Source organism: Streptomyces sp. NBC_00178 (assembly GCF_036206005.1).
GTDB lineage: Bacteria > Actinomycetota > Actinomycetes > Streptomycetales > Streptomycetaceae > Streptomyces.
This window is the reverse complement of sequence record NZ_CP108143.1, coordinates 1,036,950-1,059,694: the sequence shown is the minus strand read 5'-3', so window position 1 is coordinate 1,059,694 and position 22,745 is coordinate 1,036,950. Positions and strand designations below refer to the sequence as shown.

25 protein-coding genes, 1 pseudogene and 1 riboswitch are annotated in these 22,745 nt (G+C 71.6%); of the genes and pseudogenes, 13 read left to right on the top strand and 13 right to left on the bottom strand.

From position 1 onward, the window contains the following. Nucleotides 1–71: 71 nt before the first annotated feature. Together OHT61_RS04450 and OHT61_RS04445 are read right to left on the bottom strand one after the other, a co-directional pair. Nucleotides 72–1,091 carry a hemolysin family protein gene (locus tag OHT61_RS04450; protein WP_329035209.1) on the bottom strand — a complete coding sequence of 340 codons (1,020 nt, stop codon included), beginning with the start codon at nucleotides 1,089–1,091 and terminating at the stop codon, nucleotides 72–74. Beyond that, nucleotides 1,088–2,425 (bottom strand): hemolysin family protein, encoded by a 1,338-nt coding sequence (locus OHT61_RS04445; RefSeq protein ID WP_329035207.1) that lies wholly within the window; start codon nucleotides 2,423–2,425, stop codon nucleotides 1,088–1,090. Before OHT61_RS04445 ends, OHT61_RS04450 begins: the two co-directional genes overlap by 4 nt. A gap of 876 nt (nucleotides 2,426–3,301) precedes the next feature. On the opposite strand from OHT61_RS04445, the gene OHT61_RS04440 reads away from it, so the two are divergent. Both OHT61_RS04440 and OHT61_RS04435 read left to right on the top strand, forming a co-directional pair. Continuing rightward, nucleotides 3,302–3,529 carry an antitoxin gene (locus OHT61_RS04440; protein WP_329035205.1) on the top strand — a complete coding sequence of 76 codons (228 nt, stop codon included), beginning with the start codon at nucleotides 3,302–3,304 and terminating at the stop codon, nucleotides 3,527–3,529. Then, nucleotides 3,526–3,897 (top strand): fic family toxin-antitoxin system, toxin component, encoded by a 372-nt coding sequence (locus tag OHT61_RS04435; RefSeq protein WP_329035203.1) that lies wholly within the window; start codon nucleotides 3,526–3,528, stop codon nucleotides 3,895–3,897. Before OHT61_RS04440 ends, OHT61_RS04435 begins: the two co-directional genes overlap by 4 nt. 72 nt (nucleotides 3,898–3,969) lie before the next feature. Here the strand turns inward: OHT61_RS04435 and OHT61_RS04430 are convergent, their stop codons facing one another. The 4 genes from OHT61_RS04430 to bioB form a co-directional block, all read right to left on the bottom strand. Beyond that, a complete protein-coding gene (locus tag OHT61_RS04430) occupies nucleotides 3,970–4,665 on the bottom strand; it encodes a class I SAM-dependent methyltransferase (protein WP_329035200.1) in 696 nt (231 codons plus the stop codon). A 91-nt stretch (nucleotides 4,666–4,756) separates the two neighbouring features. Continuing rightward, a complete protein-coding gene (gene bioD / locus OHT61_RS04425; RefSeq protein ID WP_329035198.1) occupies nucleotides 4,757–5,446 on the bottom strand; it encodes a dethiobiotin synthase in 690 nt (229 codons plus the stop codon). A gap of 1 nt (nucleotide 5,447) precedes the next feature. Further along, complete coding sequence (locus OHT61_RS04420; protein WP_329035196.1) at nucleotides 5,448–6,752, bottom strand: adenosylmethionine--8-amino-7-oxononanoate transaminase; 1,305 nt, start codon at nucleotides 6,750–6,752, stop codon at nucleotides 5,448–5,450. Then, a complete protein-coding gene (bioB, locus tag OHT61_RS04415; protein ID WP_329035194.1) occupies nucleotides 6,745–7,908 on the bottom strand; it encodes a biotin synthase BioB in 1,164 nt (387 codons plus the stop codon). Before bioB ends, OHT61_RS04420 begins: the two co-directional genes overlap by 8 nt. Before the next feature lie 142 nt (nucleotides 7,909–8,050). Here bioB and OHT61_RS04410 point away from each other — a divergent pair, with 142 nt between their 5' ends. Next, complete coding sequence (locus OHT61_RS04410) at nucleotides 8,051–9,199, top strand: 8-amino-7-oxononanoate synthase (protein ID WP_329035193.1); 1,149 nt, start codon at nucleotides 8,051–8,053, stop codon at nucleotides 9,197–9,199. Here OHT61_RS04410 and OHT61_RS04405 read toward each other — a convergent pair. Continuing rightward, nucleotides 9,192–9,422: a DUF397 domain-containing protein gene (locus OHT61_RS04405; RefSeq protein WP_329035191.1), complete on the bottom strand. Its 231-nt coding sequence runs from the start codon at nucleotides 9,420–9,422 to the stop codon at nucleotides 9,192–9,194. The two genes, OHT61_RS04410 and OHT61_RS04405, sit on opposite strands and share 8 nt — an antisense overlap. Then, a complete protein-coding gene (locus OHT61_RS04400) occupies nucleotides 9,350–10,312 on the bottom strand; it encodes a helix-turn-helix domain-containing protein (protein WP_329035190.1) in 963 nt (320 codons plus the stop codon). Before OHT61_RS04400 ends, OHT61_RS04405 begins: the two co-directional genes overlap by 73 nt. 230 nt (nucleotides 10,313–10,542) lie before the next feature. Between OHT61_RS04400 and OHT61_RS04395 the strand changes: the two genes are divergently transcribed. Next, nucleotides 10,543–10,974 (top strand): ATP-binding protein, encoded by a 432-nt coding sequence (locus OHT61_RS04395; protein ID WP_329035189.1) that lies wholly within the window; start codon nucleotides 10,543–10,545, stop codon nucleotides 10,972–10,974. A 7-nt stretch (nucleotides 10,975–10,981) separates the two neighbouring features. Here the strand turns inward: OHT61_RS04395 and OHT61_RS04390 are convergent, their stop codons facing one another. After that, the gene (locus OHT61_RS04390) at nucleotides 10,982–11,896 is read right to left on the bottom strand and encodes a LysR family transcriptional regulator (protein ID WP_329035188.1); all 915 of its coding nucleotides are present in this window, start codon (nucleotides 11,894–11,896) and stop codon (nucleotides 10,982–10,984) included. A 72-nt stretch (nucleotides 11,897–11,968) separates the two neighbouring features. Between OHT61_RS04390 and OHT61_RS04385 the strand changes: the two genes are divergently transcribed. Then, on the top strand, nucleotides 11,969–12,610 hold the full coding sequence (locus OHT61_RS04385; protein ID WP_329035185.1) for a LysE family translocator: 642 nt from the start codon (nucleotides 11,969–11,971) through the stop codon (nucleotides 12,608–12,610). Between the two features lie 44 nt (nucleotides 12,611–12,654). Here the strand turns inward: OHT61_RS04385 and OHT61_RS04380 are convergent, their stop codons facing one another. The 4 genes and pseudogenes from OHT61_RS04380 to OHT61_RS04365 form a co-directional block, all read right to left on the bottom strand. Beyond that, nucleotides 12,655–13,125, bottom strand: a complete 471-nt coding sequence (locus tag OHT61_RS04380; protein WP_329035183.1) for a C40 family peptidase — start codon at nucleotides 13,123–13,125, stop codon at nucleotides 12,655–12,657. Between the two features lie 3 nt (nucleotides 13,126–13,128). Continuing rightward, nucleotides 13,129–13,301: riboswitch (cyclic di-AMP (ydaO/yuaA leader) on the bottom strand. A gap of 363 nt (nucleotides 13,302–13,664) precedes the next feature. Further along, the gene (locus OHT61_RS04375) at nucleotides 13,665–13,973 is read right to left on the bottom strand and encodes a hypothetical protein (RefSeq protein ID WP_329035181.1); all 309 of its coding nucleotides are present in this window, start codon (nucleotides 13,971–13,973) and stop codon (nucleotides 13,665–13,667) included. 7 nt (nucleotides 13,974–13,980) lie between these two features. Then, a pseudogene (locus OHT61_RS04370) lies at nucleotides 13,981–14,363 on the bottom strand (ATP-dependent Clp protease proteolytic subunit); the annotation flags it as partial. Between the two features lie 180 nt (nucleotides 14,364–14,543). Then, on the bottom strand, nucleotides 14,544–15,539 hold the full coding sequence (locus OHT61_RS04365) for an ABC transporter permease (protein ID WP_329035179.1): 996 nt from the start codon (nucleotides 15,537–15,539) through the stop codon (nucleotides 14,544–14,546). A gap of 107 nt (nucleotides 15,540–15,646) precedes the next feature. Here OHT61_RS04365 and OHT61_RS04360 point away from each other — a divergent pair, with 107 nt between their 5' ends. From OHT61_RS04360 to OHT61_RS04325, 8 genes are all read left to right on the top strand, one after another. Continuing rightward, nucleotides 15,647–16,267 carry a TetR/AcrR family transcriptional regulator gene (locus OHT61_RS04360; protein ID WP_329035177.1) on the top strand — a complete coding sequence of 207 codons (621 nt, stop codon included), beginning with the start codon at nucleotides 15,647–15,649 and terminating at the stop codon, nucleotides 16,265–16,267. A 138-nt stretch (nucleotides 16,268–16,405) separates the two neighbouring features. Further along, nucleotides 16,406–16,708 carry an urease subunit gamma gene (locus tag OHT61_RS04355; protein WP_014157609.1) on the top strand — a complete coding sequence of 101 codons (303 nt, stop codon included), beginning with the start codon at nucleotides 16,406–16,408 and terminating at the stop codon, nucleotides 16,706–16,708. Between the two features lie 14 nt (nucleotides 16,709–16,722). Next, entirely contained in the window at nucleotides 16,723–17,034 is a 312-nt protein-coding gene (locus OHT61_RS04350) for an urease subunit beta (protein ID WP_329035172.1), read from the top strand. Then, the gene (locus OHT61_RS04345) at nucleotides 17,027–18,748 is read left to right on the top strand and encodes an urease subunit alpha (protein WP_329035171.1); all 1,722 of its coding nucleotides are present in this window, start codon (nucleotides 17,027–17,029) and stop codon (nucleotides 18,746–18,748) included. The genes OHT61_RS04350 and OHT61_RS04345 overlap by 8 nt, the downstream gene beginning before the upstream one ends. A 17-nt stretch (nucleotides 18,749–18,765) precedes the next feature. Beyond that, nucleotides 18,766–19,431 carry an urease accessory protein UreF gene (locus OHT61_RS04340; RefSeq protein WP_329035170.1) on the top strand — a complete coding sequence of 222 codons (666 nt, stop codon included), beginning with the start codon at nucleotides 18,766–18,768 and terminating at the stop codon, nucleotides 19,429–19,431. A 60-nt stretch (nucleotides 19,432–19,491) separates the two neighbouring features. Next, a complete protein-coding gene (ureG, locus tag OHT61_RS04335) occupies nucleotides 19,492–20,169 on the top strand; it encodes an urease accessory protein UreG (RefSeq protein WP_329035168.1) in 678 nt (225 codons plus the stop codon). After that, nucleotides 20,166–20,945, top strand: a complete 780-nt coding sequence (locus tag OHT61_RS04330) for an urease accessory protein UreD (RefSeq protein ID WP_329035166.1) — start codon at nucleotides 20,166–20,168, stop codon at nucleotides 20,943–20,945. The genes ureG and OHT61_RS04330 overlap by 4 nt, the downstream gene beginning before the upstream one ends. A gap of 160 nt (nucleotides 20,946–21,105) precedes the next feature. Next, the gene (locus OHT61_RS04325; RefSeq protein ID WP_329035164.1) at nucleotides 21,106–22,692 is read left to right on the top strand and encodes an alpha/beta hydrolase; all 1,587 of its coding nucleotides are present in this window, start codon (nucleotides 21,106–21,108) and stop codon (nucleotides 22,690–22,692) included. Nucleotides 22,693–22,745: the final 53 nt, after the last annotated feature.

The window sequence follows — 22,745 nt, the reverse complement described above, 5'->3', positions numbered from 1 at the left end:
GGGGAGACAGGCGAGCGGAGAGAGGGGCTCCCTCCCGCCCCGCCCCCTCCGCTCGCCTCGTCGCACCGCTGTCAGCGGTCCTGCGGCCTGCCCACCAGTTCGCGCAGCACGTCCTCCATCGTCACCATGCCGGACAGGCGGCCGTCCTCGTCCAGTACGGCCGCCAGGTGTGTACGGCTGCGCCGCAGTGCGGTCAGCACGTCGTCCAGCGGGGTCGCGGCACGTACCCGGGCGATCGGCCTCAGCGCCGAGACTGGGAACGGGACATCGCGAGGCGCCGCGTCGAGGGCATCCTTCACGTGGAGGTAGCCGATGATCCGCTGTTCACTGTCCATCACCGGGAACCGTGAGAAGCCGGACTCGTGCGAGAGTCGCTCCAGTTCCTCCGGAGTCGTCCCGACCCTCGTGTACAGGACGCGGTCGACCGGGAGGATCACGTCCCGGACGGGACGACGGCCCAGCTCCAGGGCATGCCGCAGCCGGTCCGCCGAACGGTCGTCGACGAGTCCGGAGTCCTCCGCGTCCTTGACGAGACGCGCGAGTTCGTCGTCGGAGAAGGTCGCGGAGACCTCGTCCCTCGTCTCCACCCGGAGGATCTTGAGCAGGGCGTTCGCGAAGGCGTTGATCGCGAAGATGACCGGCTTGAGCGCTCTGGCGAGGGTCACCAGGGGAGGCCCGAGCAGCAGCGCGGTCCTGGACGGTTCGGCCAGCGCGATGTTCTTCGGCACCATCTCGCCCAGCAGCATGTGGAGATACGTCGCCACGGTCAAAGCGATGACGAAGGAGATCGGGTGCACCAGCCCATGAGGCACTCCAACCGCGTCGAACAGCGGCTCCAGGAGATGGGCGATGGCCGGTTCGGCGACGATGCCCAGCACCAGGGTGCAGAGCGTGATGCCGAGCTGGGCCGCCGCCAAGAGCGCCGACACGTGTTCCAGGCCCCAGATGACGCTGCGCGCGCGACGGTTCCCCGCCTCGGCATCGGGCTCGATCTGGCTGCGGCGCACGGAGATCAGTGCGAATTCCGCGCCGACGAAGAACGCGTTGACGACGAGGGTGAGCAGGCCGACGAACAGCTGGATGGCGGTCATCGCTCGTCCTCCGCCGGTTCGTCGTCACTGAGCAGTGGCGCGTGGAGCAGCGCGCGAGCCGCCCGGTGCCCCGAGGCGTCCACGACGTCGATGCGCCAGCCCGTGAGCTCGACGGTGTCACCGGCCACCGGAATGCGGCCGACCTCCGTCGCGATGAGCCCGGCCAGTGTCTCGTACGGACCGTCGGGGACCCGCAGCCCGATCGTGCGGAGCTGATCCGTGCGGGCCGCCCCGTCGGCCGACCAGAGTGTGCGGCCGTCCGCGTCCTCGCCGGCCGAGGCCAGGTCGGGTGTCTCGTGGGGGTCGTGCTCGTCCCGTACCTCGCCGACGACTTCCTCCACGATGTCCTCCAGCGTCACGACTCCCGCCGTGCCGCCGTACTCGTCGATGACGACGGCCATGGCCGGCTTTCCCGAGAGCCGGTCCAGCAGACGGTCCACGGTGAGGGACTCGGGCACGAGCAGAGGTTCGCGCAGCATGTCCGACACCCGCTTGCGAGGCCGCTGGTCGGCCGGGATGGCCAGGACGTCCTTGATGTGCGCGATGCCGACGACCGTGTCCAGGTTGCCGCGGTAGACCGGGAAGCGGGAGAGGCCCGTCGCCCGCGTGGCGTTCGCGACGTCCTCGGCGGTCGCCTGGACCTCGAGGGCGGTGACCTGGACGCGGGGCGTCATCACGTTCTCCGCGGTCAGCTCGGACAGGTTGAGGGTGCGTACGAAGAGTTCGGCGGTGTCCGCCTCCAGCGCGCCCTCCTTCGCGGAGTGGCGGGCCAGGGCCACCAGTTCCTGCGGACTGCGCGCCGAGGCCAGCTCCTCGGCCGGCTCCAGACCGAAGCGGCGCACGATCCGGTTGGCGGTGTTGTTGAGGTGGCTGATGAAGGGGCGGAAGACCGCGGTGAACACGCGCTGCGGTGCGGCGACCCTCCTGGCGACGGCCAGCGGCGACGAGATCGCCCAGTTCTTCGGGACGAGCTCGCCCACGACCATGAGGACCACGGTGGACAGGGCCGTGCCGATCACGAGCGCCAGCGAGGAGGAGACGCCCGGCGACAAGCCGGTGGCCTCCACCGGCCCCCGGATCAGCGCCGCGATGGACGGCTCGGAGAGCATGCCGACCACCAGATTGGTGACGGTGATGCCGAGCTGTGCGCCCGAGAGCTGGTAGGTGAGGCTGCGTACGGCTTTGAGGGCTCCGGCAGCACCCCGTTCCCCCTGCTCGACGGCCCGTTCGAGCTGGCCGCGCTCCACCGTGGTCAGGGAGAACTCCGCCGCCACGAACACACCGCAGGCGAGGGAGAGCAGCAAGGCCATGAGGAGCAGTAGCACTTCGGTCATCGGTTCACCTCCGTCCCATGATCGGGCAGGGGCTGGAGGATCGCGCGATGTCGGCGGAATGGACTACTGGGGGGCTCGCCCATGGGCGGACGCTCACACCTTTCGAGTGGGTCGGACGGTCGAACATTCATAGTAAAGGGTCGGCAAAGACGTGATCGTGCCGGGCCGGGCCGGGACGCCGCCCTCAACCTATCGATGTGGGAGGTGGGTGTGCTGGGTCCGAGCGGGGTCGGTTCGGTGTCGAACTCGCCGTTCGTAGGGTTGAGGAACCGGACGCGGGCCGCTTCTGGCGTGACGCGATGTCCGGGTGCGGCGGAGGCTCCGGCGAGATGCGGGGCGGGATGCGGGCGCCGACCCGACGGCCTTGGAGGGAGTTGCGGCTGACCGGCTGACCGGCTGACCGGCTGTCCCTCGGCCCACGTCCCCGGTGTCCCTCGGCCTGCCGCGCGCCCGAGGTGCCCTTCGGCCGGCCGGCAGACCGGCAGGCCGCCCACCCGGCCGCACGCCGGGGCTCCACTCGTACCGCGCTGCGGCTCGGCAGGCTGCTTCACGCTCCTCCAGCACCCAGCACCCAGCACCCCGCTGCGAGGCAGGTCGTGCACCGACGCTCCGCCCCGCGCCCCGCTGCCCGGCAGGCGGCGCACCAAGGCGCCGCCCACCCCGCACCCCGGCAAGCCGCGCACCCAGATGCCGCCAGCCCCGCTCCGCCAGCCCTCCCCGCAAATCCTGCGCGCGTCCCCGCCGCCGCGGGGCGTGGCCGGTCGCCGCCATCGCGTACGGCGGCATGAAGAGGAGGCCAGGGGAGGCGAGAGGAGGCGAGAGATGTCCGCGTCCGTCCTCTTGCCGGTGCTAGCGGTCGCGCGCTAGCGTGATGGGGTGACCAAGACTCAGCTGAACGTACGCGTGGACGAGGCCACCGCCGAGGCGGCGCGACAGCGCGCCCTGCAACGGGGGATGAGTGTGAACCGCTACATAGAGGAACTCGTCAAGCGGGATGCAGGCGAGGTCGGACACACGTTCGTCGAAGCCGCGGCCGACTTCATGAAGCAGTACGAGTCGGTGTTCGCCGAAGAGTTCGGCCCGGAGCGCGAAGGCACCCGTTGAACCTGCAGATCGACCTTTCCTGGCTGCTGATGGTCGCCGAGCACAAGACGCCCGGTGATCCGCAGGTCGTCGACTGGGGAGCGCTCGTCGCGGCTGTCAGCCGGCACGAGGCGGAGATCTTCGGCAGCCCCGTCTACAGCGAGCCGCACGCACGGGCGGCCGCCATGCTGCAGCTCCTGCTCCACGTGCCGGCGCTGGAGCACTCCAACGCGATGTTCGCTTCCGCTGTGGCCTACGGCTACCTCGTCGCCTCCGGGATGAAGGTCATCACCTCGCCCGAACAGGTCCGCGATCTCGCGCGACTGGTGAAGGAGGGCAAGGCGGACGTCCGGGCCATCGCCGACGAACTGCGCCGGTGGAGCCTCTGACCCCGCCTCATCAGCCACCCGCCTCTGACCCCGCCTCATCGGCCACCCGCCTCATCGGCCACCCAGCCCCCGTCAGCCCGCCTCCGCCGTCCTGTCGACCACGGCCGACCTGCGGGCGACCCCGATCACGCACGGCGTGGTCGGAAGTTGCACACCCTTCTCCGGGATACGGAATCTGCGGTACGTCCCCATCCGGAACCCGGCCTCCTCGATCGCCGCGACGGTGTCCCGCGCCGTGTGACAGCCACCGAACAGAAGGGGCCACACCGTTCGGTCCGCCACCCGCTGCGCCGTCGCCAGCGTCCGTCCCGAGGCCAGGGTGTGCTCGAAGAACCGGAGTTCGCCGTCCGGCCGCAGCACCCGCTTCATCTCCGCCAAGGCCCGTGGGAGGTCGCGCACGGTGCACAGCACCAGCGAGGCCACGGCCGCGTCGAAGGCCTCACTCTTGACCGGCAGGGCCTCCGCGGTTCCCGGCACCACGTCGACCGGAACCTCCGCGCGCCGCGCGGCTGCCGCCGCCAGTCGCCGCAGACTCCGTTCGGGCTCGATCGCCACCACCTCGGACACGGCCCCGGGGTAGTGTGCGAAGTTGAGCCCGTTGCCCGCGCCGATCTCGATGACCCGGCCCGACAGCCCGGCGAGAAGTTCCTCGCGGTGGTCGGCTATACCGGCCTTCAGATCCGCGGTCACGCTCATCCGTGCGTAGAAGCGGGCGAACACCGGGTGGTGCACGGCGTCCTTGGTGACGTTCGAACTGCGCCGACGCATGGCAGGCCTCCTCGGAGGACGCGGAGATGCGGCTCTTCTCTGGTTCTCTCCTCTTCTCCGATTCTCCCCCGTATGGGCCTGCTCAGCCCCCTCAGTCCGCCCTGCGATTCCCCCCGAGTTCCGGAGCGAGCCAACTCCCCGCGCGTGCACGGAAGTCGGCCGGATCCAGAGCGCCCGCGCCGGCCGGTACCGCGCCCAGCAGCGGGACCCCCGCCGAGACCGGGAGGTCCTCCACGTTGCACCGCGAAGCGAGGTCCGGATCGGCCGGCATGCTGCCGACGACCACGCCGGTGCAGGCAAGCCCCCTGGTCCGCAGGGCCTCCGTCGTCAGCGCGGTGGCGTTCAGCGTGCCCAGGCCGGCCTGCGCCACGACCAGGACGGGTGCGGCCATGAGCCGGGCGGCGTCCGCGAGCGTGGCCCCCTGACCGTCGTAGCGCACGAGAAGGCCGCCCGCTCCCTCCACGAGGACCAGGTCGTGCTCCGTGGCCAGCTTCTGCGCCGCCTCCGCGATCTCGAAGGGGCGCACGGGTGCCATTCCCGCCCGCCGTGCCGCCGTCTCGGGGGCCAGGGGCTCGGGGAAGCGCGCCAGTTCCACGGCTGTCACATGGGCGCCCGCGAGCCGTACGACCTCCGCAGCGTCGCCCGGTTCGCCCGGTGCCAGGCCGGTCTGGGCCGGCTTGAGGACCGCCACACGCCGGTCCGCGCGGGCAGCGGCCACCGCCGCCGTCACGATCGTCTTGCCGATCTCGGTGCCCGTTCCGGTCACCACCAGGATCGTCATCTCAGCCCTCCTTCGCCGCCGCGCACACGGCCCGGCTGATTCTCGCCACGTCGTCGTCCCCGGTCACGTAGGGCGGCATCGTGTACACGAGGTCCCGGAACGGCCGCAGCCACACGCCCTCGCGGACCGCGGCCCGCGTCGCGGCCGCCATGTCGACCTCGTGGTCGAGCTGTACGACGCCGATGGCTCCCAGTACCCGGACGTCACGCACGCCCGGCAGCCCCTCGGCCTCCGCGAGACCGTCCCGGAGCCCCGCACCGATCCGCTTCACCTCGACCTGCCAGTCCTGGCCCAGGAGGAGGTCGACGGACGCGCACGCCACGGCCGCGGCCAGCGGATTGCCCATGAACGTGGGCCCGTGGGCCAGCACGGGCACCTCCCCGCGTGAGATGCCCTCCGCCACGCGCGCGGTGCACAGGGTCGCCGCCAGCGTCAGATAGCCCCCGGTCAGCGCCTTGCCGACGCACATCACGTCCGGCGAAACCCCCGCGTGCCCGGCCGCGAAGAGCTCTCCCGTCCGCCCGAAACCGGTCGCGATCTCGTCGAAGACCAGAAGCACGTCGTGGGCGTCGCACGCCTCGCGGAGCGCCCGCAGATAGGCCGGCGAGTGGAAGCGCATCCCGCCCGCTCCCTGCACCACCGGCTCCACGATCACCGCGGCCAGTTCGTCGCTGTGTGCGGCGATCAGGTCGTTCAGGTGCCGTACGTACGCCTCGTCGGGTCCCGCCGCGAAGCCGTCGGGAGGCGCGTCCGCGAAGACCTGCCGGGGGAGCGCGCCCGACCAGAGGTCGTGCATCCCGCCCTCGGGATCGCAGACCGACATCGGCTGCCAGGTGTCCCCGTGGTACCCGCCGCGCCAGGTCAGCAGCCGGTGCTTGGCCGGCCGGCCCGCCGAGCGCCAGTACTGCAGACACATCTTCACCGCGACCTCGACCGAGACCGAGCCGGAGTCGGCGAGGAAGACGTGCTGCAGCGGCTCCGGGGTGATCTCCACCAGCCGGGCCGCCAGCCGGACGGCGGGCTCGTGCGTGAGCCCGCCGAACATCACATGACTCATCCGGTCCAGCTGGCCCCGGGCCGCGTCGTTGAGCACCGGGTGGTTGTAGCCGTGCACCGCCGACCACCAGGACGACATGCCGTCGACCAACTCGTCCCGCCCGTAAGCGGATTCGGCGAGCCGCAGCCGCACCCCGGACGCGGATTCCACGATCAGGGGTTCCTGACGGCCGGGCATCGGCCCGTAGGGGTGCCAGACGTGGGCCCGGTCCAGGGCGCGGAGCTCGGCGGGGGTGAACCGGTCAGGCATTGGGCGCGAGGTCCGTCCCGGCACCGCGACGGCGAACCGCCACCAGATCCGTGCGCGCCGCCTGCGCCTCGGTCTGCTCCGGGACCGCCCGGGGGCCGTCGCCGCACGGCGCGCAGCCGCCCTCGTGCGAACCGCAGCCCTCGGAAGGCTCCGCCCGGTGTCCGGGGAGCGTCCTGGTCTCCGCCCCCTCCACCTCGAAGCCGGCGTCCGCGATCATGTCCAGGTCGGTCTGGCCCGCCTGGCCCTCGCTGGTCAGATAGTCGCCCAGGAAGATGGAGTTGACCAGGTTCAGGGCGAGCGGCTGCATCGAGCGCAGGTGCACCTCGCGGCCGCCCGCGAGCCGGACCTCGACGTCCGGGCACACGAACCTGACCATCGCGAGGATGCGCAGGCACCGCTGAGGAGTGAGGTGCCAGTCCTTGGCGAGCGGGGTCCCCTCCATGGGGATCAGGAAGTTGACCGGCACCGAGTCGGGGTCCAGCTCGCGGAGCGAGAAGACGACGTCGACGAGGTCGGCGTCGGTCTCTCCCATGCCCGCGATCAGCCCGGAGCACGCCGAGAGGCCGGCGGCCTGGGCCTGCTGCACGGTGTCCACCCGGTCGGCGTACGTGTGGGTGGTCGTGATGTCCCCGTACGTCGCCTCGGACGTGTTGAGGTTGTGGTTGTAGGCGTCCGCGCCGGCGGACCTGAGGCGCTCGGCCTGCCCCTCGGACAGGAGGCCGAGGCAGGCACACACCTCGACGTCCTCGTGCTGTCCCTTGATCGCCTCGATCGTCTTCGACACCCGGTCGACGTCCCGGTCGGTGGGGCCCCTGCCGCTCGCCACCAGGCATACGCGCTTGGCGCCGCCGGCCACGCCCGCGGCGGCGGCCTTCTCCGCCTCGTCCGGCTTGATCCAGGTGTACTTGAGGATCTCGGCCTTGGAGCCGAGACGCTGCGAGCAGTAGGAGCAGTCCTCCGGGCAGAGTCCCGACTTCAGGTTGACCAGATAGTTGAGCTTGACGCGCCTGCCGAACCACTGGCGGCGCACCTTTCCGGCCGCGGCCACCACATCGAGCAGTTCGTCGTCGGAGGTCGCCAGTACGGCGAGCGCTTCGTCACGGGTCGGCAGTTCGCGCCGCAGCCCCTTGTCCACCAGCGTGTTCAGCAGGTCCATGGCGTCGATCCTGGCGTACGACACCGCCTCCGGCCAAGGAGGAACCGGACAGGACCGGCGGACGATGCTGTGTGTATTGCCACACCCTGGCCTGTTGCGCCCCGGGCTAGGGTCTGTGAACTGCCTACAAAGGGACCCGCTCATGTCCTACGCCCCGTTCGACTGGATCGACGACGAGGCCCGCCGCCGTGCCGATGCCGGACTCGTCCGGACCCTGCGCCCCCGCGCGTCACGGACGGATCTGCTGGATCTCGCGAGCAACGACTACCTGGGGCTGACCAGGCATCCCGAGGTCACGTCCGCCGCCGCCGAGGCCGCGCGCGAATGGGGTGCGGGTGCCACCGGTTCGCGACTGGTCACCGGGACCACCACGCTGCACACCCGGCTCGAACGCGAACTCGCCGAATTCTGCGGGTTCGAGGCCGCCCTGGTCTTCTCCTCCGGTTACGCGGCCAACCTCGCCGCTCTCACCGCGCTCACCGGGCGCGACTCGCTGATCGTGTCCGACGCGGGCAACCACGCCTCGATCGTCGACGGCTGCCGGCTCTCCCGTGCGGCCACGGCGGTCGTGCCGCACGCGGACCCCGAGGCGGCGCGGAAGGCGCTCCTGACGCACGGCGGACGGGCGGTGGCCGTCACCGACTCCGTCTTCTCGGTGGACGGCGACGCGGCTCCGCTGGTGCCGCTCGCCGATGCCTGCAGGGAGGCGGGCGCGGCCCTCCTGGTGGACGACGCACACGGTCTCGGCGTGCTGGGGGACGGTGGGCGCGGCGCCCTCGCCGCCGCGGGACTCGCGGGCGGGGAAGGGATCGTCGCCACGCTCACCCTCTCGAAGTCGCTCGGGAGCCAGGGCGGAGCGGTGCTCGGGCCGGCTGGGGTCATCGCCCATCTGGTCAACTCCGCCCGGACGTTCATCTTCGACACGGGCCTCGCCCCGGCGGCGGCCGGCGCGGCCTCCGGCGCCCTGCGGCTGCTCCGCCGTGAGCCGGAGCGTGCCGCGAGGGCGAGGGAAGTGGCCGCCGAACTGCACGGCCTGCTGACCGCCGCCGGACTCACCGCCGTACGCCCGGACGCCGCCGTCGTCTCGGTCCGCGCACCGTCGGCGGAGTCGGCGGTGCGCTGGGCCGCCGACTGCCGCGCCGCGGGACTCGCGGTCGGGTGCTTCCGGCCTCCTTCGGTGCCCGACGGCATCTCGCGCCTGCGGCTGACGGCCCGGGCCGACCTCACGGCGGAGCAGATCGGCTTCGCGGTGGCCACGATCGCCGGATCGGCGCCCCCGCAGGTCAGCTGAGGCCTCCTGGGCGGCCGTCGGGGCCGCGCAGCGAGGTCACGAAGGCCGCCCAGGCCGCACCTGAGAGGCTCAGGTGCGCACGTGACGTGTCCTTGGAGTCCCGGACGGCGAGTCTGCCGGGGGCGACGAGCGCGGTTTCCACGCAGTTGTTCATTCCGGTGCTGCGGCTGCTGCGCCGCCACTCGGTCGCGGACGTGGTGAGCTGTGCGGGACGGTCGGACATCGTGCCCCCCTCGGGCAGTCTGAAGGTTCCGTCTCACCGTCGCCGGCCAGCGCGGCGATGAGGTCCAGCGAACGCTCCGGCGACAGCGCGTGGGCCTGCATCGTGCGGAAGGCCGAGCTGTACGCCTCGAGGTCTTCTCTCCGCTCCAGATAGAGGCTACTCGTCAAGTGGTCAAGAACGACCACATCCAGATCAGATGTGCTCGGAAAGGAGAAGATAACGAAGGGTCCGGTGAGGCCGACGTACCCTCCCGCCTCGAAGGGCAGCAACTGCAGGGTCACGTGCGGAAGCCGGGCGGCCCGCAGCAGGTGCCGCAGCTGTTCCCGCATCACCCTGGCGCCCCCGACCTGGCGCCTGAGGACCGCCTCGTCGAGCACCACGCTGAGGCGCAGTGGTCCGGGCGTGTGGAGGACGCTCTGCCGGGCGAGCCTGACCTCCACCAGGGAGTCGAGAGCCGAGGGGGGCAGGCCGTCCAGGGTGGAGAGGGTCACGGCTCGCGCGTAGTCGGCGGTCTGGAGGAGCCCCGGCACCACCGATGTCTCAAGTGTGCGTGCGGCCTCCGCCTGCGACTCGAGACTGATGAAGTCACGGTACTGCGGCGGAATGAGGCCCCGATAGGCGTGCCACCAGCCGCTTCCGCCCCCGCCCGCGGATCCGGCGAGCGTCTGGAGCAGGGAGCGCAACTGCCCGTCGTCCACGCCGTAGACGTCCAGTAACCGCGTCACGTCGTCGGGGGACACCCCGCTCGCGCCCGTCTCGATCCGGCTCACCTTCGACTGGTGCCAGCCGAGCATGCCCGCGGCTTCCCGGCTCGTGAGTCCGGATGTGTGACGCAGACCGCGCAGCTCTTCGCCGAGTTTGCGGCGGCGTACGACCGGGCCGTTGCGCACGGCGGCCTCCCTCCGTTGTACGGAGAGCCGACCCCGTCCGGGGCGGCTCGGAAAGTGGCCAGTGTGGCGCCCGGTCACGGTTCCCGGGGCATGGTTCACCGGAATGGGCGACAGATATATGCATATCTTGGTGGATCGCAGGTACGGACGGCCCGGGAGATGGCAGTCTGACGCGAACCACATTCCGGACCGGTTGCGGAACGGTCGGGGCGGGAAGGGACGGCGACGCCATGGCAGACCATCAGGAAGCGACCGTCACCTTGCCGAGCGACCCGGCCTCGGTGTCCGCCGCCCGCGGTTACGTCGCGCGGGTACTCACCGAGTGGGGCCTCGCCGAAGGCGGCGAACTGGCCGACGCGGTAAGGCTGATCGTCTCGGAACTCACCACCAACGCCGTCCAGCACACCTTCGGACTGTCACCCACCTTCACCGTCGACCTCCGGCTCGACCGGGACGAGGAGTTCTACCTGGGTGTGACGGACAGCCACCCCCGCTGGCCGCAGAAGCTGCCCGCGGCCGTCCGCCAGGACAACGGCCGTGGCATGGTGATCATCCGCTCCCTCACGAAGGAGTGCGGGGGGAGACTCAGCGTCATCCCCACCCCCGACGGGGGCAAGACCGTCTCGATCGTCCTGCCCTGGCCCGTCCCCGCGCAGGCCTGACACAGACTCACGGCGCGCCTGCCCGGCCGAAACCACTCCGCAGCAGTGCCAGCAGCGTGGCGGCGGCCGCCGTGTTCTCCCGGCCCCGGTGGACCACCGAGATCGTCCGGCGGAACCCTGCCTGCTCCAGCCGTCGGACGGCCAGCGGCGCCGGGGACATGGCCGCGACCATCTCGGGTACCACGGCGACACCGAGGCCGGCGCTGACCAGCGCGCAGACGAGTGCGTACCCCGGTGACTCGCACACGACCGCAGGGGTCGCACCCGCCTCGGCCAGCGCGCGTTCCACCCCGCGGCGGGGCGGATGCAGCGGCGCGCTGCTGATCAGCGGGCGACCCGCCAGATCGGCCAGGGGAAGCGGGCCGCTGCTCCCGGACAGCATCTGCCCCGGCGCGGTGACGAGCACCAGGTCCTCGACGAGCAGCGCATCGGCCGACACCCCGGCCGGCAGGGGCGCCGCGGCAGCGGGTTCGTACGCGTGGGTCAGTGCCAGGTCCACGTCGCCCGCCGCCACGGCGGCCACACCCGCGGGAGGCTCGTAGTCCGTGACCGCCAGCTCCACATCCGGGTGGGCGCGCCGGAAGGCGGTCAGGACCGGCGGCAGCAGGTGGATTCCGGCCGTCACGAAGGTGCCCACCCGCAGTCTGCCGCCCGACAGTCCCGTGAGCCGGGCCAGCTCGTGCCGTGCCTGGTCCATCTCGTCGAGGACGCGCCTGGCCCGGCCGGCCAGCAGCTCGCCGGCGGCGGTCAGCCGTGCCCCGCGGTGGTGCCGGACGAGGAGGGCGGCGCCCGCCTCCCTCTCCAGCTTGGCCAGCTGCTGGGAGAGCGCCGGCGCCGTGTAGCCCAGCCGGGCGGCGGCCCGGGTGATCGATCCGGCCTCGGCCACCGCCACCAGTGCGGCCAGCCTGACGGGGTCGTACATGAAGCATTCCTTTTGGCAGACCCAGAAGATTGCAAGTACACGCTAAAGGCTCCCACGGGTCAGAGTGTCTCCATGGACGCACAACTTCTGGCCTTCGTCGCCGTGGCGGCAGGCATGGTCGCGCTGCCCGGCGCGGACTTCACCGTGGTCGTACGCAACGCCCTGGCATCCCGCCGCTCCGGCCTCGCCACCGCGGTCGGAGTCGCCGGAGGGCTGCTCGTGCACACCGCGCTGGCGGTGGCCGGGCTCGCCGCCGTGCTCGTGGCGACGCCCGTTCTCTTCCGCACCGTCCAGTTGCTCGGCGGGGCGTACGTGCTCTACCTGGGCCTCAGCGGACTCCGGGCGATGCGTAAGCGGCCCGCCTCGGCTCCGGGCACGGAGGAGGCGGGCCGGGGCGGGACGGCGCCGGGCCCGGGACGCTCGCTGCGCCAGGGTTTCCTGACCAACGCGCTGAACCCGAAGGCGCCCGTGCTCTTCCTCAGCCTGCTGCCGCAGTTCGTCCCCGACGGCCAGGCGCCCCTGCCGAGGACGCTGCTGCTCGCCTCGGTGGTCGTGCTGCTCGCGCTCGTCTGGTTCCCGGCCGTGGCGCTGCTCGTGGACCGTCTCGGCAGGTGGCTGCGCCGGCCGCGTACCGCCCGCGCCATCGAGGGCGGCAGCGGCACGGCGCTCACCGCGCTGGGACTCGTGCTGGTGACCGGGCCCCTGCTGCACTGATCACGGTGGGAAGTGGTGCCGAAGGCGTCGGGCGGACGAAGGGGTCAGCGGACCCTCCCGTACCAGACGCTGTTCGACCAGATCTTCTCCAGCCGGACCACCGCCCCGGTCTTCGGGGAGTGCCAGATCCGGCCGCTTCCGGCGTAGATCCCGACGTGGTAGACACCGCGCCCCGAGTGAAAGAAGACCAGGTCGCCGCGTTTCCGCTGCGACCTGGAGATATGGCGGGTCTTGTTGTACTGCTGCTGCGCCGTGCGGGGAAGTTTCTTGCCCGCTTTCCGATACGAGTAGAGCGTCAGCCCGGAGCAGTCGAACCGGTGCGGGCCTGTGGCGCCGTATCTGTAGGGCGCGCCCTTCTTCGAGGCGGCGATGTCGAGAGCCCTCGTCGAATGGCTCGCGGCCTCGGCGTCCTCGACGAAACCGGGCGCCAGCATCGTGGTGCCTACGGCGAACGTGAGAACCGAGGCCGTGCCGACCCGGGCGAACAGAGACGGGACATGAACCTGCGCAGTCATGCGCAACCCTTCGTCAGCCGCCTGTGAAGGATGACCTGTCGGGTTCGGGCTGGCGAAGTTGCCCGGCCGCGCAAGGCGGCTTCACCCCGAGGGCCGTCCGGATGTCCGGGCGGCCCGTTGTGCTCGGGTCCTCCACTCCTGCCGATCCACTTCTGTCGACCAGGCATCCGGACAGCGGCAGGACTCGGCGTCCGCCCGGACCGCCCCGCCGCGGCGGCGGGGGCTTGTCGTCCCAGGGATCTTTACGCACGCCCCGCCGGATTTCCTCGCTGAAGCCGCGCTGTGTGAGAGTCGTCACCACTGATCCATTCGGGTGGACGAGGCTGATCCCGTGGCCGCTCGGCCGCGCCGGACCAGCCCCGCACCAGCGGTGGAACGACAGATTCCGTTCACTGTCCGCGCCGCATGCGCAAGTTGGGCTGTCCCTCGGGAGGGGGACCTTCTACGCCGAACGAGCGAGGAAAACTCATCGAGTCGTCGGGCGTGTCGGCAAGAGCGCCGCAAGGGAGTTCCCTCGCCGGGGAGTCAGGCGCCTGTGTTCAGCCGGCCGGCGCGGGCGGCACGGCGACCCGCCCGGCCCGCCGCTCCCCGTCCAGCACCCGTAACGCCCTGGCCAGCGTCTCCGCGTGGATCCGCGACTCACCCCGTTCGTGCATGAGCGTGAGCGCGTCGCGCAGGACGACCGCCCTGGAGGCGAGCGCCTGCGCCGCCCGCAGCGCCCCGTACGTATCGCCGCCGCGGGCGGGGTTGATGCGGCCGAGCTGGTCGAGCGCCTCGAGGTAGGAGTCGATGAACTCGGCCTCGGCGCGGGTGAGTGCGGGCAGGGGCGGGAACTGGGGTGTGAGCATCGCTGGTTCACCTCGCGGGGTGCGGCGGCTGGGACGGAGTGCGGTTCTCCACGACGTGGTCCACCAGCCCGAACGCCAGGGCGGCCGGGGCGTCGAGGATGGTGTCCCGCTTGATGTCGGCGCTGATCTCCTGTGCGGAACGCCCTGTGTGGAACGCCGGCATCGCTGTGAGCAGCTCACGCTCGCGCGACAACTCGCGTGCCGGGATCCCGAGATCCGAGGGCTGCCCCCGCACCGGCTCCTCCAGGGCGGGTTGCTGAATGACTACCCGGGCGCCGGGCAGCGCATGTCGCGACCGGGGGCGCCCGCGGCCAGCAGCACCGCGGCGCCGGAACCCGCTCGGCCGATGCAGAAGGTCTCCACCTCGCAGACGAGGAAGCGCATGGTGTCGTCGATCCGATCCTCGGAGCCGGCCGAGTGCGGACGGCGCCGCTTCGGCGTCGCCGCGGAGCACCGCGGCCACGACCGGGACGACCGACCGACCGGGGCTCCCGCCGCCGACGGAACGCAAAGTCGCGCCCTCCGCCGCGCGGGCGGGGAGGACGCGACTCGGCGCGGAGGGCGGGCCGTTCAGGCGAGTGCGGGCTCCGGTGCGTGCTCGGCGGTCTCGACGCGGCGTGCCGGATCGTCGCGGTGCCCGCGCCCGCCCACCAGTACGGCGGTCAGGCCGAGGGCGGCCCACACCGCGAGGGTCAGCGCAGGTCCGCCCGCCGCGTGACCGTCGAAGAAGGCGACCGACCGCAGCAGGGAGCCGCCCGCCCCGGGCGGCAGCCACTGCCCGAGGACGCCGACCGGTGCGGGAAGCAGTTCGGGCGCACTGGTCACGCCGGAGAACGGATTGCCCAACAGCACCATCAGCAGCGCCCCCAGGCCGATGCCCGGCGTGCCGAGGAGTGCGGCCAGCCCCGCCACCGCCGAGCCGATCGCCACGACGGTGAGTCCGACGACGCCTGCCTCTGCCCACCAGTCGCCCGTGATCACGCCGAGCCAGCTGTGGGCCAGAGCGGTCGCCACGAGCCCGACCAGGGCCGAGGCGCCGATCAGGGTCGCGGCCGCCCGGGCCCCGCGTAGCTTCAGCAGGGTGACGATCGCCCCTGCGGCGACTCCGGCCAGCGCGAGCGGCAGGATGCTCGCGCCGAGCGCGCTGCCGCGGGGGTCGGCCTCCGGGGCGGCGACGACGTCGGTGACGGGTATGCCGCCCCCGCCGGGTGCGGCCGCCGCCACCGCGCCGGTGAGCAGTTGTGAGACGACCGGACTCGCGGCCGAGGCGGTGAGCAGCCGGGGGCCCTCGGAGGTGACCACGACGGCCCCGTATACGACCCGCTCCTCGATCGCGGTGCGGGCGGCGGGCTCATCCGCGTACCGGTGGATCTCGAAGGCTCCCTCCTCCTGCTCGAACCGCTTCTGCAGCTGATCGGCGGCCGGAGCCGCGCCGGCGACGCCGACGGGCAGGTCGCGGGGCGCGATCCGGGCGGCGGGCCACGCGAAGGCCCAGAGCGCGAGCGTGACGATCAGGGGGACGAGCAGCACGGCGGCCGCCGCCCGGCGGTTCGGTGCAGCAGGCATGGAGGATGCCTCGTTTCCAAAGAGAAGGATCGTTCGTTTTTCGTTGTCAACTGTGCGGGCCCGCCGCTCGGCTTGTCGAGAATGAATGTTCGTTCTACGCTTTTCGGATGGCACGCGTTTCCCAGGAGCACCTCGACGCCCGCCGCCGGCAGATCCTCGCCGGCGCCGCCCGCTGCTTCGCCCGCAACGGTTTCCACGGAACATCGATGCAGGACGTGCTGAAGGAGGTCGGGCTGTCCGCGGGAGCCGTCTACCGCTACTTCGCGGGGAAGGACGACCTGATCGCGGCCATCGCCGACGAGGCGTTCGGCGGCATCCGGCACGCCTTCGAGGACGCCGCCGAGATCACCCCGCCGCCCACTCCGGACGTGCTCCTCGGCAGGGTGCTGCGCACCTTCCTGGCGGGGCAGTTGTACGGCATGGAGCGGCGGACCTGCGCGGCGCTCATCGTCCAGGTCTGGGCCGAGGCTCTGCGCAGCGACCGTCTGTCCACAGCCTTCAGCGACGGCTACGCCGGCATGCGCGTGGGCTGGGCGAAGCTCGTGGAGGCCTACCGCGCGGCCGGCATCATGCACGCCGACGTCTCCGCCGACGACGTCGCCCGCACGATGATCGCCACCGCCCAGGGGTTCATGGTGCAGGAAGCGCTGTTCGGCGGAGTCGAACCCGAGGTGCTGGAGAACGGCTTGCGGGGCCTGATGTCCATGGGGCCGCAAAAGATCAGTTAACGCGCCGGAAAAACTTTCGCCCTAACGTGCAATACCTGGCCGCGGAACCCTCTTCATCGTTCAACAGAGTGTTGAAGGCGGGATAGGGTCCCGCTGCGCCCGGGGCAGGTACCGGGCGGAAGACGAAGAGGTGGAAGCGTGCAACTGACCCCGCACGAACAGGAACGCCTGCTCATCCACGTGGCGGCCGACGTCGCCGAGAAGCGCAGAGCACGCGGCCTGCGGCTCAATCACCCCGAGGCGATCGCGCTGATCACCTCGCACCTCCTGGAAGGTGCACGCGACGGGCGGACGGTCGCCGAACTCATGGCCTCCGGCCGCAAGGTGCTCACGCGTGACGATGTCATGGAGGGCATCCCGGAGATGATCCACGACGTCCAGGTCGAGGCCACCTTCCCGGATGGCACCAAGCTCGTCACCGTCCACGAGCCGATCGTCTGACGGGGGAGCGGCCGATGATCCCCGGAGAGATCCTGTACGCGGAAGACGCGGTGCCACTCAACGAGGGCCGCCCCGTCACCCGCCTCACCGTCCTCAACGCCGCCGACCGGCCGGTCCAGGTCGGCTCGCACTACCACTTCGCCGAGGCCAACAGCGGTCTGGAATTCGACCGGTTGGCGGCCCGCGGACTGCGCCTGAACATCGCTGCCGGAACCGCTGTGCGCTTCGAACCCGGCATCCCCGTCGACGTCGAACTCGTCCCGCTCGCGGGCCTGCGCATCGTCCCCGGACTGCGTGGCGAGACCGGAGGTCCCCTCGATGCCTGAACTCAGCCGTCCCCTGTACGCCGACCTGTTCGGCCCCACCACCGGTGACCGCATCCGGCTCGCCGACACCGATCTCGTGGTCCGCATCGACGAGGACAGGTCGGGCGGTCCCGGGCGCGCCGGGGACGAAGCCGTCTTCGGCGGCGGCAAGGTGATCAGGGAATCCATGGGCCAGGCGCGCACCACCCGTGCCGAAGGCGCACCGGACACCGTCATCACCGGAGCGGTCGTCCTCGACCACTGGGGTGTCGTCAAGGCCGACATCGGTATCCGCGACGGCCGGATCACCGGCATCGGGAAGGCCGGCAACCCCGACACGATGGACGGAGTCCACCCCGACCTGGTCATCGGACCCGAGACCGAGATCATCGCGGGCAACGGCAAGATCGTCACCGCGGGTGCCATCGACGCGCACGTGCACTTCATCTCGCCGACCCTCATCGACCAGGCGCTCTCCTCCGGCATCACCACCCTCGTCGGCGGAGGCACGGGCCCCGCCGAAGGCACCAAGGCCACGACGATCACCCCCGGACCCTGGCACCTCGCCCGCATGTTCGAGGCGCTCGACGGGTACCCGGTCAACATCGGACTGCTCGGCAAGGGCAACACGATGTCCCGGGACGCGATGCACTCCCAACTGCGGGCAGGCGCGCTGGGGTTCAAGATCCACGAGGACTGGGGTGCTACTCCCGCCGTGATCGACGCGTGCCTGAGCGTCTGCGAGGAGACGGGTGCGCAGCTCGCCATCCACACCGACACGCTCAACGAGGCCGGCTTCGTCGCCGACACGCTCGCAGCCGTCGCGGGGCGGACCATCCACGCCTACCACACCGAAGGGGCGGGAGGCGGGCACGCGCCCGACATCATCAGCGTGGTCTCGGAGCCCTACGTCCTGCCCAGTTCCACCAACCCGACCCGGCCGCACACGGTCAACACGATCGAGGAACACCTCGACATGCTGATGGTGTGTCACCACCTCAACCCCACCGTGCCGGAGGACCTGGCCTTCGCCGAGTCCCGCATCCGGCCGTCCACCATCGCGGCGGAGGACATCCTCCACGACCTGGGTGCCATCTCGATCATCTCGTCCGACTCCCAGGCGATGGGCCGGATCGGTGAAGTGGTCCTGCGGACCTGGCAGACCGCCCACGTCATGAAGCGGCGGAGGGGAGCGCTGCCCGGCGACGGCGCCGCCGACAACAACCGGGCCCGTCGCTATGTCGCCAAATACACCATCAACCCCGCCGTCGCCCAGGGGCTGGACCGTGAGATCGGATCCGTCGAGACGGGGAAGCTCGCCGATCTCGTGCTGTGGGATCCCGCCTTCTTCGGGGTGAAGCCGCAACTCGTCATCAAGGGGGGCCAGATCGCGTACGCACAGATGGGTGACGCCAACGCGTCGATCCCCACGCCGCAGCCGGTCATGCCGCGGCCGATGTTCGGGGCCGTGGGGAGGGCGCCCGCCGCCAACTCCTTCAACTTCGTCTCCGCCGCGGCCGTCGAGGACGGACTCCCCGAGCGGCTGGGGCTGGGCAAGCGGTTCGTGCCGATCACCAGCACCCGAGGTGTCACCAAGGCGGACATGCGGGAGAACGACGCGCTGCCGCAGGTGCGCGTCGATTCCGACAGCTTCGCCGTCACCATCGACGGCGAGCGTGTCGAACCCGCTCCCGCGGCGGAACTCCCGATGGCCCAGCGTTACTTCCTCTTCTGACAGCAGGTCAGCACCTCATGACGACGCGCGCAGCACTGCTCGTCCTCGCCGACGGCCGGTTCCCCGCCGGTGGCCACGCCCACTCGGGTGGCGCGGAGCCGGCCGTCAAGGCGGGACGCATCCGCGACGCCCGGGACCTGGCCGGCTTCTGCCTGGGCAGGCTCCACACCACCGGCCTCACCTCCGCCGCACTGGCCGCCGCCGCGGCCCACGGTCTCGATCCGCTCGCGCTCGACGAGGCCGCCGACGCCCGTACCCCCTCGCCCGCCCTACGCGCCGCCGCACGCAAACTCGGCCGCCAGCTGATGCGGGCCGCCCGCGCCACCTGGCCCAGCCCCGAACTGTCGGCCCTTGCCGCGGCCCTGCCCCGCGGGGCCCACCAGCCGGTCGTCCTCGGCCTCACGGCGCGGGCAGCGGGTCTCGGACCCGAGGACGCCGCCCACTGCGTCGCCTACGAGACGGTCAGCGGCCCGGCCACCGCGGTGGTCCGGCTGCTCTCCCTCGATCCCTTCGAGGCCGCCGCGGTCCTCGCCCGCCTCGCACCCGAACTCGACCGGGTCGCGGCGCAGGCGGCCGCGGCGGCGCGCAAGGGCATCGACGCGCTGCCCGCCGCCTCCGCCCCCCTGCTCGACATCTCCGCGGAGGCCCACGCGGCCTGGCCGGTCCGCCTGTTCGCGTCCTGAACCGCCGCTCGCCCCCCGAACCACCGATGCCCACCGCCAGCCGCACCAGGAGCCGCACCCATGCACCTCGACCACGCCCACCACGGTCCCGCGGCCGTCAGTGCCGACGCCGCACGCCCCGACGGCACCCGCCGAGCCCTGCGCATCGGCCTCGGCGGTCCGGTGGGGTCCGGGAAGACCGCGACGGTCGCAGCCCTCTGCCGTGCCCTGCGCGACCGGCTCTCCATCGCGGTCGTCACCAACGACATCTACACCCGCGAGGACGCCGCCTTCCTCCTGCGCAACGCCGTCCTCCCGCCCGAACGCATCCAGGCCGTGGAGACGGGCGCCTGCCCGCACACGGCGATCCGCGACGACATCTCCGCCAACCTCGAAGCGGTCGAGGACCTGGAGGACTCCGTCGGCCCGCTCGATCTGATCCTGGTGGAATCCGGCGGCGACAACCTGACCGCCACCTTCTCCAAGGGCCTCGTCGACGCGCAGGTGTTCGTGATCGACGTCGCCGGCGGCGACGACATCCCGCGCAAGGGGGGTCCGGGGGTGACCACCGCCGACCTGCTCGTCGTCAACAAGACGGACCTCGCCCCTTACGTGGGCTCCGACCTGGGCCGGATGGCGAGGGATGCCGCGGAGCAACGCGGCGATCTGCCCGTGGTGTTCACCTCCCTGAAGGCCGAGGACGGGGTCGCGCCCGTCGCCGACTGGGTACGGGCCCGGCTCGCGGCCTGGGCCGCATGAGCGTCACGGCCACCGCCCGGATCACCGCGGTCGCCGACGGGCGCGGCTGCACGTCGCTGCCCGTACTCGAGAGCGAAGGCCCGCTCGCCCTGCGCCGGACCAGATCGCCGGACCCCGCCCACACGCGCGTCACCGTGATCGGCGCCATGAGCGCGCCCCTCGGCGGCGACCGGCTCGGCATCGAGGTCCGGGCCGGGGACGGGAGCCGGGTGACGGTGGACTCCGCAGCCGCGACCGTGGCCCTGCCGGGCGCCGGCCCGGACGATGTACCCGCGTCCTACGACGTGCGGCTCGACGTGGGGGAGCGGGCCGAACTGCTCTGGCTGCCCGAGCAGCTGATCTCGGCGCGGGGCAGCACACTCGACATGACGACCCGGGTCGAACTCGCCGCATCCGCCCGCCTGGTACTCCGTGAGGAGCAGATCCTGGGCCGGCACGGTGAGACCACCGGCCGCCTCTCCACCCGGCTGACGGTGCGCAGGGCCGGACGGCCCCTGTTCGACCAGCAGCTGACGTTCGGTCCCGACGCGCCGGGTGGATGGGACGGGGCGGCCGTCCTCGGGGGACACCGCGCCGTGGGACAACTGCTGGTGGTCGACCCGGCCTTCGCCGACCACCTGCCCGCCCCCAGACTGCTGGGGCCGACCGCCTCACTCGTTCCCCTGGCCGGCCCCGCCGTCCTGGTGACCGCTCTCGCCGCCGACGCACGGCTGCTGCGCCGCCTCCTGGACGAGGCGCTGAACGAGCTCCGGGGGCCGGCACGGCCGCTCGTGTAAGCCCGAGTTCGCTCAGCGGGACAGGGTGCACCGGTTATTGGTTCGGTAAAGAAACACGTGTACGCCCTGTTCTCAGCAACCTCACAGACGAAAGGATCTGCCGAACGCATGAACAACAGCGCCGTCATCGACGGCGCATCACGTAGGGGGAGGTTCCACTTTGAGACGCACAGCTCTGCTCGGTTCGGCCGGCACGCTGATCGCGGGCACGCTCATAGCGGGCGCGATAGCCGCACCGGCCGCCGGTGCCGACGGTCGCCACCACGGTCACCACGTCGACCGCGAGGCGCGCGGTGTCCAGACGGCCGCCGCCCGGGCCGCCCGGGCCGGCATCGACTGGAAGGACTGTCCGGCGGACTGGGCCATCGCCGCCCCCATCCAGTGCGGATGGGTCAGCGTTCCGCTCGACTACAGCAAGCCCGACGGCAAGCAGATCAAGCTCGCGGTCGACCGGCACACCAGTACCGGGACGAAGGCCGAGCGGCAGGGCGCCCTGGTCTACAACCCCGGCGGCCCCGGCGGCTCCGGAATGGCGTTCCCGAAGCGCATCGTGACCAAGAACCCGCTCTGGACGAACACCGCGAAGGCGTACGACTTCGTGGGCTTCGACCCGCGCGGGGTCGGCCACTCGGCGCCGATCTCCTGCATCGACCCGCAGGAGTTCGTGAAGGCCCCGAAGGCGGACCCGGTTCCGGACAGCGAGGCGGACAAGCGGGCCCAGCGCAAGCTGGCGGCCGAATACGCCGACGGCTGCGCCGAGCGCAGTGGCGAGATGCTGCCGCACATGACCACCCCGAACACCGCGCGCGACCTGGACGTCATCCGCGCCGCGCTCGGTGAGCGGAAGCTCAACTACCTGGGCGTCTCCTACGGCACCTACCTGGGCGCGGTCTACGGCACGCTGTTCCCGTCGCACGTACGCCGCATGATCGTGGACAGCGTCGTCGACCCCTCGACGGACAACATCTGGTACGAGGCCAACCTCAACCAGGACGTCGCCTTCCAGACGCGCTGGGACGACTGGAAGGCGTGGGTCGCCAAGAACGACGCCGCCTTCCACATCGGGGACACGCCGGCGAAGGTCGAGCAGGCCTGGCTGACGCTGCGTGCCGCCGCCAAGAAGAACCCGATCGGCGGTGTCGTGGGGCCCGCCGAGCTCATCGGCTTCTTCCAGAGCGCGCCGTACTACGACTCCGCCTGGGCGCCCACCGCTCGGGTCTGGAGCGCCTACCTGGGTGGCGACACCCAGGCGCTGATCGACGCCGCGGCGCCCGACCTGTCGGACACCGCGGGCAACATCAGCGCGGAGAACGGCAACGCCGTGTACACGGCGGTCGAGTGCGCCGACGCCAAGTGGCCTACCAGCTGGAGGAAGTGGGACCGCGACAACACGCGGCTGCACCGGGACAACCCGTTCATGACCTGGGCCAACGCCTGGATGAACCTGCCCTGTGCGACCTGGTCCGCCAAGCAGCAGAGGCCGCTGGAGGTCCGCACCGGAAAGGGCCTTCCCCCGGTGCTGATCGTGCAGTCCACGCGTGACGCCGCGACCCCGTACGAGGGCGCCGTCCAGTTGCACAAGCGGTTCAAGGGCTCGCGTCTCATCACCGAGAAGGACGCCGGTTCCCACGGTGTGACCGGCCTGGTGAACCCCTGCGTCAACGAGCGGGTGGAGACCTACCTGCTCACGGGGGCGACCGACCGGCACGACGTGACGTGCACCCCGCACGCCACGCCGAAGCCGTAACACCCCTCCCAGGACGTGAGCGGGCGGCCGATGACGTCGGGCGGCCGTCCGCT